General features: G+C 70.7%; 16 protein-coding genes. 6 read left to right on the forward strand and 10 right to left on the reverse strand.

Features of this window, described 5'->3' with window-relative positions; translation table 11 throughout:
- Positions 1-5: 5 nt before the first annotated feature.
- Entirely contained in the window at positions 6-1,172 is a 1,167-nt protein-coding gene (locus ACFYXK_RS02925; RefSeq protein WP_389409534.1) for an HpcH/HpaI aldolase/citrate lyase family protein, read from the reverse strand.
- Positions 1,173-1,376: 204 nt separating this feature from the next.
- Between ACFYXK_RS02925 and ACFYXK_RS02930 the strand changes: the two genes are divergently transcribed.
- Positions 1,377-2,159, forward strand: coding sequence for a TerD family protein (locus ACFYXK_RS02930; protein WP_389409535.1), 783 nt, complete (start codon positions 1,377-1,379; stop codon positions 2,157-2,159).
- Positions 2,160-2,233: 74 nt separating this feature from the next.
- On the opposite strand, the gene ACFYXK_RS02935 is transcribed toward ACFYXK_RS02930, so the two are convergent.
- From ACFYXK_RS02935 to ACFYXK_RS02960, 6 genes are all read right to left on the reverse strand, one after another.
- Positions 2,234-2,974: a Tellurium resistance gene (locus ACFYXK_RS02935; protein ID WP_389409536.1), complete on the reverse strand. Its 741-nt coding sequence runs from the start codon at positions 2,972-2,974 to the stop codon at positions 2,234-2,236.
- Positions 2,975-3,119: 145 nt separating this feature from the next.
- Positions 3,120-4,235 (reverse strand): DUF475 domain-containing protein, encoded by a 1,116-nt coding sequence (locus ACFYXK_RS02940; protein ID WP_389409537.1) that lies wholly within the window; start codon positions 4,233-4,235, stop codon positions 3,120-3,122.
- A gap of 25 nt (positions 4,236-4,260) precedes the next feature.
- Positions 4,261-4,836, reverse strand: a complete 576-nt coding sequence (locus ACFYXK_RS02945) for a TerD family protein (RefSeq protein WP_053688414.1) — start codon at positions 4,834-4,836, stop codon at positions 4,261-4,263.
- Positions 4,837-4,993: 157 nt separating this feature from the next.
- On the reverse strand, positions 4,994-5,569 hold the full coding sequence (locus ACFYXK_RS02950; RefSeq protein ID WP_030160471.1) for a TerD family protein: 576 nt from the start codon (positions 5,567-5,569) through the stop codon (positions 4,994-4,996).
- Between the two features lie 212 nt (positions 5,570-5,781).
- The gene (locus ACFYXK_RS02955) at positions 5,782-6,240 is read right to left on the reverse strand and encodes a peroxiredoxin (protein WP_266633570.1); all 459 of its coding nucleotides are present in this window, start codon (positions 6,238-6,240) and stop codon (positions 5,782-5,784) included.
- A 150-nt stretch (positions 6,241-6,390) separates the two neighbouring features.
- Positions 6,391-6,816: a DUF3052 domain-containing protein gene (locus tag ACFYXK_RS02960; protein WP_383515902.1), complete on the reverse strand. Its 426-nt coding sequence runs from the start codon at positions 6,814-6,816 to the stop codon at positions 6,391-6,393.
- 448 nt (positions 6,817-7,264) lie between these two features.
- Here ACFYXK_RS02960 and aceE point away from each other — a divergent pair, with 448 nt between their 5' ends.
- On the forward strand, positions 7,265-9,997 hold the full coding sequence (aceE, locus tag ACFYXK_RS02965) for a pyruvate dehydrogenase (acetyl-transferring), homodimeric type (RefSeq protein WP_389409538.1): 2,733 nt from the start codon (positions 7,265-7,267) through the stop codon (positions 9,995-9,997).
- 162 nt (positions 9,998-10,159) lie between these two features.
- Entirely contained in the window at positions 10,160-10,978 is an 819-nt protein-coding gene (locus tag ACFYXK_RS02970; RefSeq protein WP_389409539.1) for a potassium channel family protein, read from the forward strand.
- A gap of 43 nt (positions 10,979-11,021) precedes the next feature.
- Here the strand turns inward: ACFYXK_RS02970 and ACFYXK_RS02975 are convergent, their stop codons facing one another.
- Positions 11,022-11,423, reverse strand: coding sequence for a peptidase inhibitor family I36 protein (locus tag ACFYXK_RS02975; RefSeq protein ID WP_389409540.1), 402 nt, complete (start codon positions 11,421-11,423; stop codon positions 11,022-11,024).
- A 379-nt stretch (positions 11,424-11,802) separates the two neighbouring features.
- Here ACFYXK_RS02975 and ACFYXK_RS02980 point away from each other — a divergent pair, with 379 nt between their 5' ends.
- The 3 genes from ACFYXK_RS02980 to ACFYXK_RS02990 all read left to right on the forward strand — a co-directional run bounded on the left by ACFYXK_RS02980 (position 11,803) and on the right by ACFYXK_RS02990 (position 14,694).
- Positions 11,803-12,447 (forward strand): TetR/AcrR family transcriptional regulator, encoded by a 645-nt coding sequence (locus ACFYXK_RS02980; protein ID WP_389409541.1) that lies wholly within the window; start codon positions 11,803-11,805, stop codon positions 12,445-12,447.
- Between the two features lie 90 nt (positions 12,448-12,537).
- Positions 12,538-13,767, forward strand: a complete 1,230-nt coding sequence (locus ACFYXK_RS02985; RefSeq protein ID WP_389409838.1) for an alpha/beta hydrolase — start codon at positions 12,538-12,540, stop codon at positions 13,765-13,767.
- Between the two features lie 66 nt (positions 13,768-13,833).
- Entirely contained in the window at positions 13,834-14,694 is an 861-nt protein-coding gene (locus ACFYXK_RS02990; protein WP_389409839.1) for a DUF4429 domain-containing protein, read from the forward strand.
- A 59-nt stretch (positions 14,695-14,753) separates the two neighbouring features.
- Here the strand turns inward: ACFYXK_RS02990 and ACFYXK_RS02995 are convergent, their stop codons facing one another.
- Both ACFYXK_RS02995 and ACFYXK_RS03000 read right to left on the reverse strand, forming a co-directional pair.
- Positions 14,754-15,773 (reverse strand): aldo/keto reductase, encoded by a 1,020-nt coding sequence (locus ACFYXK_RS02995; RefSeq protein ID WP_389409542.1) that lies wholly within the window; start codon positions 15,771-15,773, stop codon positions 14,754-14,756.
- Entirely contained in the window at positions 15,770-16,165 is a 396-nt protein-coding gene (locus ACFYXK_RS03000) for a MerR family transcriptional regulator (RefSeq protein ID WP_389409543.1), read from the reverse strand. The genes ACFYXK_RS02995 and ACFYXK_RS03000 overlap by 4 nt, the downstream gene beginning before the upstream one ends.
- Positions 16,166-16,178 lie beyond the last annotated feature (13 nt).

Genomic DNA, 16,178 nt, shown 5'->3' on the forward strand with positions numbered 1-16,178 from the left:
CGGGCTCACACCTGGAGCCCGGCCGTGAGCAGGTCGACGAAGCCGACCTCCTCCTTCGCCACACCGAAGACCTCGGCGCGCAGCATGGTGCGCTCGGCCCAGGCCCGGTGGGGCTTCACTTCGTTCATCTTGTTCGTGTAGGCGGAGCGCATGACCCCGCCGCCGCCGCGCTCGGGGCGCAGGATGTCCTGGGCGTCACTGAACTCCTCGTGGGAGACCACCGACAGCGCGTGGACGGGCGTGACGTGGGCGGGGTGGATGCAGGTCTTGCCGAGGAGCCCGTTGGCCCGGTCCAGTTCGATCTCGCGCAGCAGCCCGTCGAGGTCGTGCTCGATGAGGGTGGTGCGCAGTTCCTCGGCGCCTTCCTGGAGGAAGGGGCTGCGGCGCAGCTGGGGCTTGAAGAGGCGCTGCTGGCTGCGGAAGTACTCCCAGACGGGTCCGGTCACCGTGAAGCCGGTGCCGTCGGCGCGGCTGAGCACGTTCACCACGTCCGCGATCACTCCGGCGACGATCTGGACGTCATAGGCGGTCATGTCCGGGGTGCGGCGCAGTCCGTAGACCGAGCAGAAGTCGGTGACGCCGAGGCGCAGGGCCAGGACGCGGTCGCGGTACCGGCCGACGGTGCGGGAGATGCCGGCGAGGGCTTCGACGCGGGTTTCGAGGTGGAGGAGGTCGGGGGTCTCCAGGACGGGCATCGCGTACAGCGGGTGCTGTCCGCTTTCCGCCTCGGCCTGGGCGACGGCGTCGAGAAAGGCGGTCCCGCGGTTCTCGGTGAATTTGGGGAGTACGAATCCGGCCAGTCTTCGTGCGGAGCCGCCGAGGCGGCGCACGAGGTCGGGTATCTGCTCGGGGGTGCGGACCCGGATGAACAGGAGCGGGAGCTCCCCGCCCTCGGCGTCGAGGGCGGCGAACTGCCGGACGAGGTTGTCCTCGGCGTCCGCGACCTCGGCGTCGCTGATGGAATCCTCCAGGCAGAGGACCATGGAGACGACTCCGCGGCCGGCCTGCTTGTGGACGTCGCCGGCGAGGTTCGGGCGGGTGGCGGGGCTGTAGAGGGTGGCTCCGAGGGCGGCGGCGAGAATGCGGGCGGGCGAGGCGGCGGTGAACTCGGCCGGCTCCAGGTGGAAGAGGTCCTTACGGACGGTGGGCGATACGTGCCCAAAGTGACGCATGTGCTTCCCCCGTACTGCCTCGGCGGCCCAACTGGCGTGGCCGGTAATAGCCGGTAATAGTACGTACGAATATGAGTCAAGAGTTCCTCAAGCACATGAAGTTCAGGTAACCCTCTTGCACCATGCCCAGGTCTTTCGTCCGGGACAAGGCCCTGCGGGGGGCCGCGTTGTTCCGCGCCGCCCCGGGAGGGCAGGATGACGGGCATGACGCACGCGATGCAGAAGGGCTCGAACATCCCGGTGACCGCCGTGGCGGTCCGGGCGGTGCTGCGCTGGACCGGCGGCCCCGAGGTGCCGGACGTCGATGCCTCGGCGCTGCTCGTGGGCCCGGACGGGCGGGTGCGCTCGGACGAGGACTTCGTGTTCTACAACCAGCCCCGGCACCCCTCGGGGGCCGTCTGGCGGCTCGGCAAGAAGCAGGTCGGCGACGGGATCACCGACGCCGTGCAGGCGGACCTGCGTGCCGTGCCGCCGGTCGTGGACCGGATCCTGGTGGTGGCCTCGGCCGAGGACGTGCCGTTCGAGCGGGTCCGGGACCTGCGGATCCTGCTGTACGACGCCACGGCGACCGGCGGCTCCGAGCCGCTGGCCTACTTCGACGTACGGCCCGAGACCGGCGCCGAGACGGCCCTGATCTGCGGGGAGCTGTACCGCCGCGGCGACGGGTGGAAGTTCCGTGCACTCGGCGAGGGCTACTCGAACGGCCTCGTCGGGCTGGCGACCGACCACGGGATCTCCGTGGACGAGAACGCCGCCGAGGCCTCGTCCGCAGCCGCCGCCCCCGCCGCCGGGCCGACCGCCGAGCAGACGGCCGCGATGCGCCCGCCGGCTCCGCCGACCCCGCCGGCGCCGCTGACGCAGGCCCCGCCGGCCGCGCAGCCGGCGTACGGGTACCCGCAGCCGGTGTCCCCGGCCCCGGTGCCGGTGCCGGGCGGCGACCCGGCGTTCCGGCTGCCGGTGCAGGGCCCGCAGTTCATCCGACGCTGACGCCGGGCCGGGGCCCGCGCCGGGCTCCGGTCAGGCCCCGGCCGGGCTCCTGCCGGGCTCCGGCCGGGCTCCGGTCAGGCCTTGGTGCTCTTGTAGCCCCGCCCCCACTGCAGGCCCCACCCGTACAGCCGGTCCAGCTCGGCCTGGAACCCGTACACGAACTTCACCTCGCGCCGCACGATCAGCTCCCCCTTGACGTGCTCCAGGGTGAGCACCGCGCAGGAGCGGGCCTGCGGGTGCCGCTCCTCCAGCGGGATCTCGATCCGTGGCCCGGTGATCGGGTACAGGGTGATCATGGCGTGCGTCCGGTCGAAGGCCGGGGTCTGGTCGTAGATGTAGACGAACACCAGCAGCCGCTTGATCTCGTCGGCGTGGTCGAGGTTGACGAAGACCGTCTCCCCGGAGGGCGCCCCGAACCGGTCGTCGCCGCTGAGCTTCACGTACGGCGGGCTGTTGATGTCGCCGTGCAGGTTGCCCAGCGGCTGGACGACGCCCCGGGTGCCGTCGGCCAGCTCGTAGAGGCAGCCGAGGTCCAGGTCGACGTTGACCATGCCCTGCGTGTGCGCCTGCACCATGTCGGGCTTGAACAGCTTGAACGGGTGGCGCAGGAGCCTGCCGCCCTCGCCGCCGCTGCGGCTGCCGATGTCCGAGCTGCGCATGCGCCAGGACAGGTTGACCCGGAGGTTCCCGTGGACCGCCCCCTGTTTGGTGAGCGACACCGTCGGATGCCGCTTGGTCAGCTCGATCGCCGCCGAAGCGCCGCCCGAGTCGAACTGCAGGGCCCGGCTGCCCCTGATCCCGTCGAAGAATCCCATTCCCCTACCCCCCTCGTGCGGTGCGGACAGCCCTCTGCGGACAGCGCTCTGCTCAGAGCGCCGCCTACGCGGACGGGGCGGCCCGGAAGGTCCGCAGACCAGCCCGGCCGCCCCGCAGATGGAGCGTTCCGCATTACCGCCGTGATCATGCCTCGGCGGCGGAACCCTCCAGTTCCAACCGCTTGTTGCGGCGCACCGAGGACCAGAAGGACCAGGCGATGAGCAGCACGCCGACGAGGCCCGTGATGACCTCGTGGATCTCGTACTGGATGGTGACGAGCAGGATCACGGCGAGCGCGCCGATGGCGTAGTGCGCGCCGTGCTCCAGGTAGACGTAGTCGTCGAGGGTGCCCTGGCGGACCAGGTAGACCGTGAGCGACCGGACGTACATGGCACCGATGCCGAGGCCGAGGGCCATCAGCACGATGTCGTTGGTGATGGCGAAGGCGCCGATGACCCCGTCGAAGGAGAAGGAGGCGTCGAGGACTTCGAGGTAGAGGAACATGAAGAAGGCGGCCTTGCCGGCCATGGCGACGGCCGAGACGGGCTTGCCGCTCTTCTTGGCCTCTTCCTCGGCTTCGTGCTCGGCCTCCTCCTCTTCTTCGAGGCGGTTCTCGAAGTAGCCGGAGAGACCGCCGACGATCATGTAGGTGATCAGGCCGGCGATGCCGGAGACCAGGACGGTCTGCGCCTTGTCCACGTGGGCGCCGCCGTGCTGGTGGGCATTGGCGGCGAAGGTCGCGGACGTGACCAGCAGGACGATCAGCGCAATGCACGCCGACAGCATGTCGATCTTGCCGAGCTTGGCGAGCGGCCGCTCCAGCCATGCGAGCCACTTGATGTCCCGGTCCTCGAAGATGAAGTCGAGGAAGATCATCAGAAGGAACATGCCGCCGAAGGCCGCGATCGCCGGGTGGGCGTCCGTGACCAGCTGCTGGTACATGTCCTTGTCATTGAGCGCCAGATCGACGGCCTCAATGGGCCCGATGCCGGCGGTGACGGCGACGATCACGACGGGGAAGACCAGGCGCATGCCGAACACGGCGATGAGCACACCGATGGTGAGGAAGATCTTCTGCCAGAAGGCATTCATCTTCTTCAGGATTCCGGCGTTGACCACCGCATTGTCGAAGGACAGCGAGATCTCAAGGATGGACAGGATCGCGACGATCCCGAGTCCGGTCATTCCCCCGTAGAACCCCGCTGCGACCAGACCGAGCGCAGTGACTGCGAACGACCAGCCGAAGGTTTTGAGAACCACTGGCACCCCATCGTCTTGTACGGCTTTACGAAACGTTGACCCCGAAGTCTAGAGCGATGCCCCGGAGCCCCGACGCGTACCCCTGCCCCACCGCTCGGAACTTCCATTCGCCGCCGTACCGGTAGACCTCGCCGAAGATCATCGCGGTCTCGCTGGAGGCATCCTCGGTGAGGTCGTACCGGGCCAGCTCCTGGCCGTCCGATTCGTTCACCACCCGGATGAAGGCATTGCTGACCTGGCCGAAGCTCTGGCGGCGGGCCTCCGCCTCGTGGATCGAAACCGGAAAGACGATCTTGTCGACCTCGACCGGCACCTTGGTCAGGTCGATGATGATCGATTCGTCGTCGCCCTCACCCTCGCCGGTGAGGTTGTCCCCCGTGTGTTCGACGGAGCCCTCGGGGCTCTTCAGATTGTTGTAGAAGACGAAGTACGCGTCCCCCAGGACCCGGCCGTCGCGGCACAGCAGCGCGCTGGCGTCGAGGTCGAAATCGGCCCCCGTGGTCGAGCGCGCGTCCCAACCGAGACCGACCAGGACCCGGGTGAGGTTCGGTGCGGCCTTGGAAAGGGAGACGTTGCCCCCCTTGGCGAGTGTGACGCCCATGTTGTGGTCCTCCCCGGACGACGTGGTGATCGCGGCGCGCCCGCATGGCGGGCCGGCGGTGAAACCCGGTCGGTGATCCCGGCCGGTGGATCGGTGCAAAGCACGTCCGGCGCCGTACACACAGTGCACGGCGCCGGACGGGTGACTGCTGGCAGGCTCAGACGTTGACGCCGAAGTCCTGGGCGATGCCGCGCAGGCCGGAGGCGTAGCCCTGGCCGATGGCGCGGAACTTCCACTCCGCACCGTTGCGGTACAGCTCGCCGAAGACCATGGCGGTCTCGGTCGAGGCGTCCTCGGAGAGGTCGTAGCGGGCGAGCTCGGAGTTGTCGGCCTGGTTCACCACGCGGATGTACGCGTTGCGGACCTGGCCGAAGCTCTGCTGACGGCTCTCGGCCTCGTAGATCGAGACCGGGAAGACGATCTTGGCGACATCGGCCGGGACGCCGGCCAGGTTCACCTTGATGGCCTCGTCGTCGCCCTCGCCCTCACCGGTGGTGTTGTCACCGGTGTGCTCGACCGAGCCGTCCGGGCTCTTCAGGTTGTTGAAGAACACGAAGTTCGAGTCGTTGGCGACCTTGCCCTGGTCGTTGGTCAGGATCGCGCTGGCGTCGAGGTCGAAGTCGACGCCGGTGGTGGTGCGAGCGTCCCAGCCCAGACCGACGATGACCGCCGTCAGATTCGGCGCGGCCTTGGTCAGCGAGACGTTTCCGCCCTTGCTGAGGCTGACTCCCACGGGTCCTCCATTGGGTTCATGTGTGGGGCGGTGCCCCGTCGTGCGGTTTCTACCGGGATCAACGCTTCGATCCTAGTGACGGGTTCCCGCCTGCCGGCGTCTTTCCCGGTGAACAGTTGCCGGAACCCGCTGGAAGTGCACCGGGTGCCGAGGTCCCCGACCGTCCTCGGAGCCCGGCCCGGAGCCGGGCTCGAGGCCGGCTCGAGGCCGGCTCAGAGGCTGTCGAGGGCCTTGATGTACTCGTTCAGGTCACGCGCGTCGGGCAGACCGTTGACGACGGTCCAGCGCACGATGCCGTCCTTGTCGATGATGAAGGTGCCGCGGACCGCGCAGCCCTTCTGCTCGTCGAAGACGCCGTAGGCGCGGGAGGTCTCGCCGTGCGGCCAGAAGTCCGACAGCAGCGGGTAGTCCAGGTTCTCCTGCTCGCCGAAGACCCGCAGGGTCGGCACGGAGTCGTTGGAGACCGCGAGGAGCTGGACGTCCTCGTTCTGGAACCGCGGAAGCTGGTCGCGCAGCTCGCACAGCTCGCCGGTGCAGACCCCCGTGAAGGCGAACGGGTAGAAGAGCAGCACCACGGCCTTCTCCCCCCGGAAGTCGGAGAGCCGCACGGTGGCGCCGTGGTTGTCCTTGAGCTCGAAGTCCGGGGCCTTGCTGCCGACCTCGATCGCCATCTTTCGCATCCCTTCGTTCCTGCATTCCTGCATTGGGCTGTTCGGGTGGGTCCAGCCTATGGGGATCAGGGGCCCGGAACGCACGCACCCCGCCGACCGGGTGGGAATCCGGCCGACGGGGTGCGTGTCCGCTTGGCTGCGGGGCGCGGCTCAGCGCTTGGACTTGGCGGCCTTCGGCGTCACCAGCTTGGTGGAGGTCCACTCCTTGCCGACGGGCAGACCCTTGGCGAGGGAGAGGCCGGCGGTCTCGGCGGCCTCGCTGATGTCGCTGGCCTCGACGAAGCCGTCACGGCCCGTCTTGGGGGTCAGCAGCAGGATCAGTGCGCCTTCCTCGACCAGCTCGGTCGCGTCGACCAGGGCGTCCGTCAGATCGCCGTCCTCGTCGCGGAACCACAGCAACACCGCGTCGGCGACGTCGTCGTAGTCCTCGTCGGCGAGCTCGCTGACGAGCTTCTCGACGGCATCACGGAATTCCTGATCGACGTCCTCGTCGTAGCCGATCTCCTGGACCACCTGTTCGGACTGGAAACCCAGCCGGGCGGCCAGGCTCTCCGCGTGGTCCGCGGTCGCGCTCACGGGGTGCCTCCTGCTCATGTTCGGTGAATGTCTTCTGGCGGCGCGCGTACGCGCAGCATTGGGCGTAGTCCACACGGGCGCGGCGGATCGCGCAAGTACCCGGCCGCCGAGACCGTCGAAACGGTGACGATTACGGCCGTCTCGCCGCAACTTTCAGCCTTCCCGTGCGTACGTCCGGTGATTCATCCCACACCATTCCAGCTCATTCGGCATCATCGGCGACGCTCGACGGCTTTCCTACCTGTTTGAGGGACGAACGTCCTTACGAACCCGCTGATCATCTTGGGCGTAGGGTTGCGGTTCGGCCGGACCGGCCGCCTACTGCGCTCCGAATCATCGCGGACTCCGGTGATTACCCAGTGGTACAGGTGACGATTCCGACCGAGAGTAAGACGATGGGAGGCGGCGAAACCCCATGGCACGACTCCCCTGACAGCGAAGGAACAGCGTGGCTTCCGCATCCGATCGCAATCCGATCATCATTGGCGGCCTGCCGAGCCAGGTCCCGGACTTCGATCCGGAGGAGACGCAGGAGTGGCTCGACTCCCTGGACGCAGCCGTCGACGAGCGGGGCCGTGAGCGCGCCCGCTACCTGATGCTGCGGCTGATCGAGCGGGCCCGCGAGAAGCGCGTGGCCGTGCCCGAGATGCGCAGCTCGGACTACGTCAACACGATCGCCACCAAGGACGAGCCTTTCTTCCCCGGCAACGAGGAGATCGAGCGCAAGGTCCTGAACGCCACCCGGTGGAACGCGGCCGTCATGGTCTCGCGCGCCCAGCGTCCGGGGATCGGCGTCGGCGGCCACATCGCCACGTTCGCCTCCTCCGCCTCGCTCTACGACGTGGGCTTCAACCACTTCTTCCGGGGCAAGGACGAGGGCGACGGCGGCGACCAGATCTTCTTCCAGGGCCACGCCTCCCCCGGCATCTACGCGCGCGCCTACCTCCTGGACCGGCTCTCCGAGCAGCAGCTCGACGCGTTCCGGCAGGAGAAGTCGAAGGCCCCGTACGGCCTGTCCAGCTACCCGCACCCGCGGCTGATGCCGGACTTCTGGGAGTTCCCGACCGTCTCGATGGGCCTCGGCCCGCTCGGCGCGATCTACCAGGCCCGGATGAACCGGTACATGGAGGCGCGCGGGATCGCCGACACCTCCAAGTCACACGTTTGGGCGTATCTCGGCGACGGCGAGATGGACGAGCCGGAGTCGCTCGGCCAGCTGTCGATCGCGGCGCGCGAGGGCCTGGACAACCTGACCTTCGTCGTGAACTGCAACCTGCAGCGGCTCGACGGCCCGGTGCGCGGCAACGGCAAGATCATCCAGGAGCTGGAGTCGCAGTTCCGCGGTGCCGGCTGGAACGTCATCAAGCTCATCTGGGACCGCTCCTGGGACCCGCTGCTGGCACAGGACCGCGACGGCATCCTGGTCAACAAGATGAACTCGACGCCGGACGGCCAGTTCCAGACGTACGCCACCGAGACGGGCGCGTACATCCGCGACCACTTCTTCGGCGACGACCAGCGGCTGCGGGCGATGGTCGAGAACATGAGCGACCAGCAGCTGCTGCACCTGGGGCGCGGCGGCCACGACCACAAGAAGATCTACGCGGCGTACGCGGCGGCCAAGGCGCACAAGGGCCAGCCGACGGTGATCCTGGCGCAGACGGTCAAGGGCTGGACGCTCGGCCCGAACTTCGAGGGCCGCAACGCGACGCACCAGATGAAGAAGCTGACGGTCGACGACCTCAAGCGCTTCCGCGACCGCCTGCACATCCCGATCACGGACGCGCAGCTGGAGGACGGCGCCCCGCCGTACTACCACCCGGGTCGCAACTCGCCGGAGATCCAGTACATGCACGACCGCCGCAGCTCGCTGGGCGGCTACGTGCCGACCCGCGTGGTGCGCGCGAAGCCGCTGCAGCTGCCGGACGACAAGGCGTACGCGGCGGCCAAGAAGGGCTCGGGCCAGCAGTCGATCGCCACGACCATGGCGTTCGTGCGCATCCTGAAGGACCTGATGCGGGACAAGGAGATCGGCAGGCGCTTCGTGCTGATCGCCCCGGACGAGTACCGCACCTTCGGCATGGACGCGTTCTTCCCGAGCGCCAAGATCTACAACCCGCTGGGCCAGCAGTACGAGGCGGTCGACCGCGACCTGCTGCTCGCGTACAAGGAGTCCCCGACCGGCCAGATGCTGCACGACGGCATCTCGGAGGCGGGCTGCACGGCCTCGCTGATCGCCGCGGGTTCGGCGTACGCGACGCACGGCGAGCCGCTGATCCCGGTCTACGTCTTCTACTCGATGTTCGGTTTCCAGCGCACGGGTGACCAGTTCTGGCAGATGGCCGATCAGCTGGCGCGCGGTTTCGTCCTGGGTGCGACCGCCGGCCGGACCACCCTGACGGGTGAGGGCCTGCAGCACGCCGACGGTCACTCCCAGCTGCTGGCCTCGACGAACCCGGGCTGTGTGGCGTACGACCCGGCGTACGGGTACGAGATCGCGCACATCGTCAAGGACGGTCTGCGGCGGATGTACGGCCCGGAGGCCGAGGACGTCTTCTACTACCTGACCGTCTACAACGAGCCGATCCAGCACCCGGCCGAGCCGGCCGACGTGGACGCGGACGGGATCCTCAAGGGCATCCACCGGGTGTCCGCGGGCTCGGCCGGCGCCATCGGGGCGCAGATCATGGCCTCGGGCGTGGCGGTGCCGTGGGCGCTGGAGGCCCAGCGGATCCTGGCCGAGGAGTGGAACGTCCGGGCGGACGTCTGGTCGGCGACCTCCTGGAACGAGCTGCGCCGCGAGGCCGTCGAGGTGGAGGAGCACAACCTGCTCCACCCGGAGGAGGAGCAGCGCGTTCCGTACGTGACGCGGAAGCTGTCGGGTGCGGAGGGGCCGTTCGTGGCGGTCTCGGACTGGATGCGGTCCGTCCCGGACCAGATCTCGCGGTGGGTGCCCGGCGCGTACACCTCGCTGGGTGCGGACGGCTTCGGCTTCGCGGACACGCGCGGCGCGGCCCGGCGCTTCTTCCACATCGACGCGCAGTCGGTGGTGCTGGCGGTGCTGACCGAGCTGGCCAAGGAGGGCAAGATCGACCGTTCCGCGCTGAAGCAGGCCGTGGACCGGTACCGGCTGCTGGACGTCTCGGCGGCCGACCCGGGCGCGGCGGGCGGCGACGCGTAGCACTGTGGCGCCCCGCGGGGCGGATGACCGGCGGCGGCGGGCCGGGGCGTGCGGGAGTGCGCCCCGGCCCGCCGCCGTTGCGCCGGTCGCTGCGGCGCTGCGCGGAGGGCCGCAGCAGTGCGCGGTCCCGTTCCGCTTTACCTGTTCCTTAACATGCTCCGTATGAAGGAACCCTCCCGCCAGCTGCGGTGGGAGCGGCGGAGCCAGACCCCGCTGCTCGTGCTCGCCGCGGCCTTCACCGTCGCCTACGCCGTACCGATCGTCGCGCCCGACGCGGACGCGGTCGTGCACCGGGCCTGCACGCTCACCGAGTGGGTGGTGTGGGGCGCGTTCGCCGCCGACTACCTGATGCGGCTGGGCCTGTCGACGGCGAAGAAGGCGTTCGTCCGGACCCACTGGCTGGACCTGGGCGCGGTGCTGCTGCCGATGCTCCAGCCGCTGCGGCTGCTGCGGCTGGTGTCCACGCTGCTGCTGGTGGGCCGGCGGGCCCGGATGGCCCCGCAGATCCGGCTGACCACGTACGTGGCGGGGGCGGTGGTCGGGCTGCTGATGTTCGGCTCGCTCGCCGTGCTGAGCGTGGAGCGGGACGCGCCCGACGGCAACATCAAGAACCTGGGCGATGCCGTGTGGTGGAGCTTCACCACCATGACGACCGTCGGGTACGGGGACCACTCCCCCACCACCGGGCTCGGCCGGGTGCTCGCGGTGGGGCTGATGCTGTCGGGGATCGCCCTGCTCGGTGTGGTCACCGCCAACATCGCGGCCTGGTTCATCTCCCGCTTCGAGCGCGACGACCGGGTGGAGCGGGCGCAGACCGCCGCGATCGCCGAACTGGCCGCGGAGGTACGGGCGCTGCGCGCCGAGATCGGGCGCCTCGGCGGGGCGGCCGCCCCGGGCGCCGGGGCCGACGTACCGGCCCGGGTGCCCGAAGCGGCCCCGGCGGCGGGCGCCGCCAGGCCGTCTCTTCCGGATCTTGCCTGACCCGCGCCGTCTGGCTTGACCGGCAAGATCCGAAATGGACGGCCTAGCGCTCCCACACCTTGAAGGCCCGGACCAGGTAGAGCGATTGGGGCAGCTGGACCCCGTCGCCCGGGTAGGTCTGGAACTCGCCGGTCTCGGCGCACTCGGCCGACTGGTAGGTGGTCACCGGCCGCCCGGTGCGGTTGACCAGCGACTGGGCGCTGGTCCCGGCGGGCAGTGCCGTGCAGCTGTTGATGTCCATGGTGCTCAGCTCGTGGGCGTGGCGGGTGCCCTTGAAATCCGGCTTCGCCCACAGGCACAGCTGCCCGGTGGCGCAGGCGGGGGCCTTGCCCGGCGGCGGGCCGGCGGCGTGTGCGGTGCCCGCCGTGCTCGGGACGAACGCGGCGAGGGCCAGGACGGTCGCGGCGAGGACGGTGGTGGACCGTGCGGGTGAACTCGTACGCATGACAGGTCAACTCCTTGTGGACCAGGGCTCCCCGGACCGGTTCCGGAGCGCCTCGGAACCCACGCTGACCTGCGAGGACGGCCGGGCGGAAGGGGTCGCGGGCGGGTCCACCCTGATAGGCGACGGCCCCGCCGGAACCGCCCGGCGGGGCTCTCGTGCGGGCAAGGTTGACGCCCGTGGGGTGAGCTGCGGCGAGCGGGGCGGCGCCGGCTGCCCCCGGCTGTCCCCGATCGGGTTGCCGGGCGGGGCGGCCGCGGCGGCCACGGCCCTCACCAACGGGTTAACGGGACGGTGGCCGCCAGGTCCGTCACGGGTAACCTGACCGCTCACTCGGCGTCGGATTCGGCATGCGGAGCATGCGGGAAGGACACCCCCGGTGATGACCGACGAGCGGCCGGTGACGGCGCCCGGGCTGCGCGAACGCAAGAAGCGGCGCACCCGGGACGCGCTGCTGCGCGCCGCCCTCCTCCTCTTCGTCGCGCAGGGGTACGAGCGCACCACCGTCGACGAGATCACCGACGCCGTGGACGTCTCCCAGCGGACCTTCTTCCGGTACTTCGCGAACAAGGAGGAGGCCGCCTTCGCCGTCCAGGACCTGGTCGAGTCGCACTTCGTCGCCGCGCTGCGCTCCCGGCCGCCCGCCGAGGGCCCGCTGGAGGCGCTGCGGGGCGCCGTGCTCGGCGCCTGGGACACCCTCGAGGAGGCCCTGTGCGACGTGGTCCCGGTCGACCTGTACATGCGCACGTACCGGCTCATCGAGTCGACCCCGGCGCTGCTCGCCGTCCACCTGCGCCGCTCCACCGGGCTGGAGGAGCGGATCGCCCGGCTGATCGCCGAGCGCGAGGGGCTGGACGTGGACACCGACCCGCGGCCCCGGCTGGCGGTCGCCGCGTTCTACGGAGTGATGAGGGTCACCGGGCGCCTGTGGGGGCAGGGAGAGGACGCCAGCGTGGCCTCGATCCGGCGGATGACCGAGGCCTGCCTTGACCAGATCGGTCCGGCGCTGGCCGCGGACTGGCGCTGAACCCCCGTACGGGGTCGCACGGTCGGCCGTGAACCCCGTCACCCTGGGCACCGTCCCCGGATCCGGTCTCCTACGCTGGTCCCAGTGAACCTGCCCGGCCTCGCCCACTCCACCGCCTTCGGCGCCGACCCGCGCCCCGCCGCCCTGCGCACCCTGCTCGCGCTCGCGGTGGTCTTCATCATGCTGGCGACCACCGGCTGGACCGCCGTGCACCGGCCCGACGCGGGGACCTCCCTGCGCGCCGCCGCGCTCGCCTCCTGGTCCACGGCGCGGATCGACGGCCGGCCGGTGCCGCCCGCCGACGCCCCCGTACGGACCGTGGCCCGGTTCTTCGCCGAGCTCGACGGATCCCAGCGGGCCCGGCTCGCCGAGGGGTACCCCCTGGTGGTCGGGAACCTCGACGGGGCGCCGGCCGCGCTGCGCTACCGGGCCAACCTGCGGGGCCTGGAGCAGGCCGAGCGCGTGGAGGAGGCCCGCAGCCGGGACGTCAGCCTGACCCCGGCCGACCGCACCACGGCCGGCCGGCGCTCCCACCGCTTCGCGTCCCTGGCCCAGCCGGGCCGGCAGATCCTCGCCTTCGACCCCACCGGCGGCGGCCGCGTCGCCGAGGTGTTCGGCGACCTCGACCGGGCCGGCCGGATCTCGGTGGTCGTCCCGGGCGTCGACACCGACGCGCTCACCTTCGAGCGCACGCAGCGCCGCCTCATCGCACCCGCCGGCATGGCGCAGTCGCTGTACGAGGCCCAGCGCGCGGCGGCTCCCGACAGCCGGACCGCGGTCATCGCCTGGGCCGGCTACACCGCGCCCAGCGGGGTCGGCATGGACGCGGCAACCGGCCGGATGGCGGTGGACGGGGCCGTACGGCTGGAGTCGCTGGCCGCTGCGCTGCCCGGCGACGCGAGCGTGGCGCTGTTCTGCCACAGCTACGGCTCGGTGGTGTGCGGGGTCGCCGCGCACGCGCTGCCGGAGCGGGTGACGGACGTGGTGGTGGCGGGCAGTCCCGGGATGCGCGCGGGATCGGTGGCCGAACTGCACACGTCGGCGCGGGTGTGGGCGACGCGGGACACCGGTGACTGGATCGCGGACGTACCGCACCTGGAGGTCGGCGGGGTCGGCCACGGCGCGGACCCGGTGTCGCCGGACTTCGGGTCGCGGCTGCTGTCCTCGGCCGGGGCGAAGCTCCACACCGGCTATTTCGAGCCAGGTACGGGATCCCTGGACAACTTCGCCAAAATCGGAACCGGTGCGTTCGGTTCCGTTGTGTGTGCGACCGGCGACGATGCGTGCCGCCGTGGAATTTCCGGGACAGACGGGGACTGACACGTGTAGAGCCTCGGAAAACGGGCTTTGCATCGAGGGGGACGCACGGGGGTGCGTCCCCTTACGATGTGCCGCATGGGTGACGTACTGGCCGGAAACCATGCCGTCTGGGAGTTCGACTCGGACTCGGTGCTCATCCGCTTCGCACGGGGGATAAGAACGCCGAGGACTCCGAGACTCCTGCACGCCCTCGGGGCGCGGCGGATCCCCTTCGAGGCGTTGTCGGGGGTGACCGTGAACGCGACCGGGTCCGGGGGGAAACGGGACGCGGTGGTCCTGCATGCCGTGCCGCGGACGGGCGCGGATCCGCTGATGGAGGCCGCCGCCGGGCAGTTGCGGGCGGTCTGCGACCCGTACCGGCTGGTGCTGCCCGGGGACCGGTCCGCGCAGGCGGCCGAGTTCGCCGACGCCGTGCGGGCCCGGCTCGGCCCGGATGCGGCCGAGCCGGCGGAACGTTTCCTCGTCCAGGTGCCGCAGCCGCCGCTGCAGCTGAAGGCGTACGACGCGCGGCTGGGCTTCGACGGCTCGGCCGTCACCTTCCACTGGTCGCGCACGGGCGCCACGAGCACCAAGTGGAAGGCGGGCGACCAGCGTTACCCGCTGTCCGCGCTGACCGGCGTCGAGTGGAGCTCGCCGGAGGGGCCGGGCGGCCACCTGCGGCTGCTCCGGCGGGACGCGACCGGCGACCCGCGGCCCGACCACGACCTGGCGGCCGCGGTGTTCGGCGTCGGGTACGGGGCGGTGCACGAGTCGCTGCCGTTCGCGGCGGCCGTCCTCGCCGCACTGCGCAGCCGCACCCCGGTGGCCTCGGTCCCGGCGGCCCGCACGGACGAACGCCTGCACCACTTGAGCGAGCTGTACAGCGCGGGCCTGCTGACGGACGCGGAGTACGCGACCCTGCGCGACCGCTTCGCCGCCGAGGCCTGACCTGCGCCGTCACCGCGCCGGGGGTGCCCCGGCGCGGTGACGGCACTGCAAGACGCCCCCTAGTCCTCGCGGGCCGCCGACGTCGAGCTCATGTCCGGGTAGCGGTCGCCCGCGACCTGGGCGGCGATCGGCTCCAGCAGGGCCAGCTCCGCCGGCGTCAGGGTGATCCGGGTCGCGGCGGTGTTCTCCGCGAGGCGGCTCGGCTTGCGGGTGCCGGGGATCGGGACCACCGTCAGCCCGTGCACCTGTGCCTGCTGGTGCACCCAGGCCAGCGCGATCTGCGCCGGGGTCGCCCCGTGCGCCTGCGCGATCTGCCGCACCGGCTCCAGCAGCGCCGCGTTGGCCTTGGCGTTGTCGCCGGTGAACCGGGGCTGGAAGCGGCGGAAGTCCGCCGCCGACAGGTCGGTCGCCGCGTCCGCGAACGCTCCGGTCAGGAAGCCGCGCCCGAGCGGGGAGTACGGCACGAAGGCCACGCCCAGCTCCGCCGCCGCGCCCACCGCGCTGCGCTCCACGTCCCGGCTGAACAGCGACCACTCCGACTGGAGCGCCGCGATCGGGTGCACCGCGTACGCCTCGCGCAGTTCGGCGCCGGTGACCTCGCTGAGCCCCAGGTGGCGCACCTTCCCCTCCTGCACCAGCTCGGCCATCGCGCCCACCGACTCGGCGAACGGCACGGCCGGGTCGCGCCGGTGCATGTAGTAGAGGTCGATCACCTCGGTCCCCAGCCTGCGCAGGCTGTCCTCCACGGCCCCGCGGATGTACGCGCGGTCGTTGCGGATGCCCCGGTACTGCGGGTCGTCGGTGCGCTCGATGGCGAACTTGGTGGCGAGGGTGATCCCGTCCCGGTGCGCGGCCACGAACGGCGCGAGGAACTCCTCGTTGCGGCCGCGCCCGTAGACGTCCGCGGTGTCGAAGAGGGTGACCCCGGCGGCCAGGGCCGCGTCCAGGGTCTCGCGGGCCGCCGCCTCGTCGGTGTCCCCGTAGAACTCGCTCATGCCCATGCAGCCGAGGCCCTGGACGCCGACCCGCGGGCCGCCCTTGCCGAGTTCGACCTGCTCGATGGTGGTGTTGTCCGTCATTGTTGGTTCGCCTTCCCCGCGGTCGTGACCGTGGCATACATGCCGATCTTGAAGTCCAGTACGGCGAGCGCGTCGGTCAGCTCCGTGATGCGCGTGCGCACCTCGCGCCGCGTCTGCTCCAGCAGTTCGCGGCGCTGGTCGACGGTGTGCTCGCCCTCGCGCACGAGTTCCGCGTAGCGGACCATGTCGGCCACCGACATCCCGGTGGCGCGCAGCTTGCCCACGAAGGCCAGCCAGTGCAGGTCCTTGTCGGTGAACCGGCGCTGTCCCGAGTGCGAGCGGTCCACGTGCGGCATCAGGCCGATCCGCTCGTACCAGCGCAGGGTGTGCTGGGTCAGACCGGTCCGGGCCTCGACCTCGCTGATCGTGTACCGCGTCTGCGTCAGGCTCATGGCGACCACGCTA

It is taken from the genome of Streptomyces sp. NPDC002209 (assembly GCF_042890265.1).
Lineage (GTDB): Bacteria > Actinomycetota > Actinomycetes > Streptomycetales > Streptomycetaceae > Streptomyces.

Coding starts and splice junctions, on each gene's coding strand:
- ACFYXK_RS02990 (WP_389409839.1), top strand. CDS start 13,834: ATGTGCCGCATGGGTGACGTACTGGCCGGAAACCATGCCGTCTGGGAG.
- ACFYXK_RS02955 (WP_266633570.1), bottom strand. CDS start 6,240: ATGGCGATCGAGGTCGGCAGCAAGGCCCCGGACTTCGAGCTCAAGGAC.
- ACFYXK_RS02935 (WP_389409536.1), bottom strand. CDS start 2,974: ATGGGATTCTTCGACGGGATCAGGGGCAGCCGGGCCCTGCAGTTCGAC.
- ACFYXK_RS02970 (WP_389409539.1), top strand. CDS start 10,160: ATGAAGGAACCCTCCCGCCAGCTGCGGTGGGAGCGGCGGAGCCAGACC.
- ACFYXK_RS03000 (WP_389409543.1), bottom strand. CDS start 16,165: ATGAGCCTGACGCAGACGCGGTACACGATCAGCGAGGTCGAGGCCCGG.
- ACFYXK_RS02930 (WP_389409535.1), top strand. CDS start 1,377: ATGACGCACGCGATGCAGAAGGGCTCGAACATCCCGGTGACCGCCGTG.
- ACFYXK_RS02975 (WP_389409540.1), bottom strand. CDS start 11,423: ATGCGTACGAGTTCACCCGCACGGTCCACCACCGTCCTCGCCGCGACC.
- ACFYXK_RS02980 (WP_389409541.1), top strand. CDS start 11,803: ATGACCGACGAGCGGCCGGTGACGGCGCCCGGGCTGCGCGAACGCAAG.
- ACFYXK_RS02945 (WP_053688414.1), bottom strand. CDS start 4,836: ATGGGCGTCACACTCGCCAAGGGGGGCAACGTCTCCCTTTCCAAGGCC.
- ACFYXK_RS02995 (WP_389409542.1), bottom strand. CDS start 15,773: ATGACGGACAACACCACCATCGAGCAGGTCGAACTCGGCAAGGGCGGC.
- ACFYXK_RS02925 (WP_389409534.1), bottom strand. CDS start 1,172: ATGCGTCACTTTGGGCACGTATCGCCCACCGTCCGTAAGGACCTCTTC.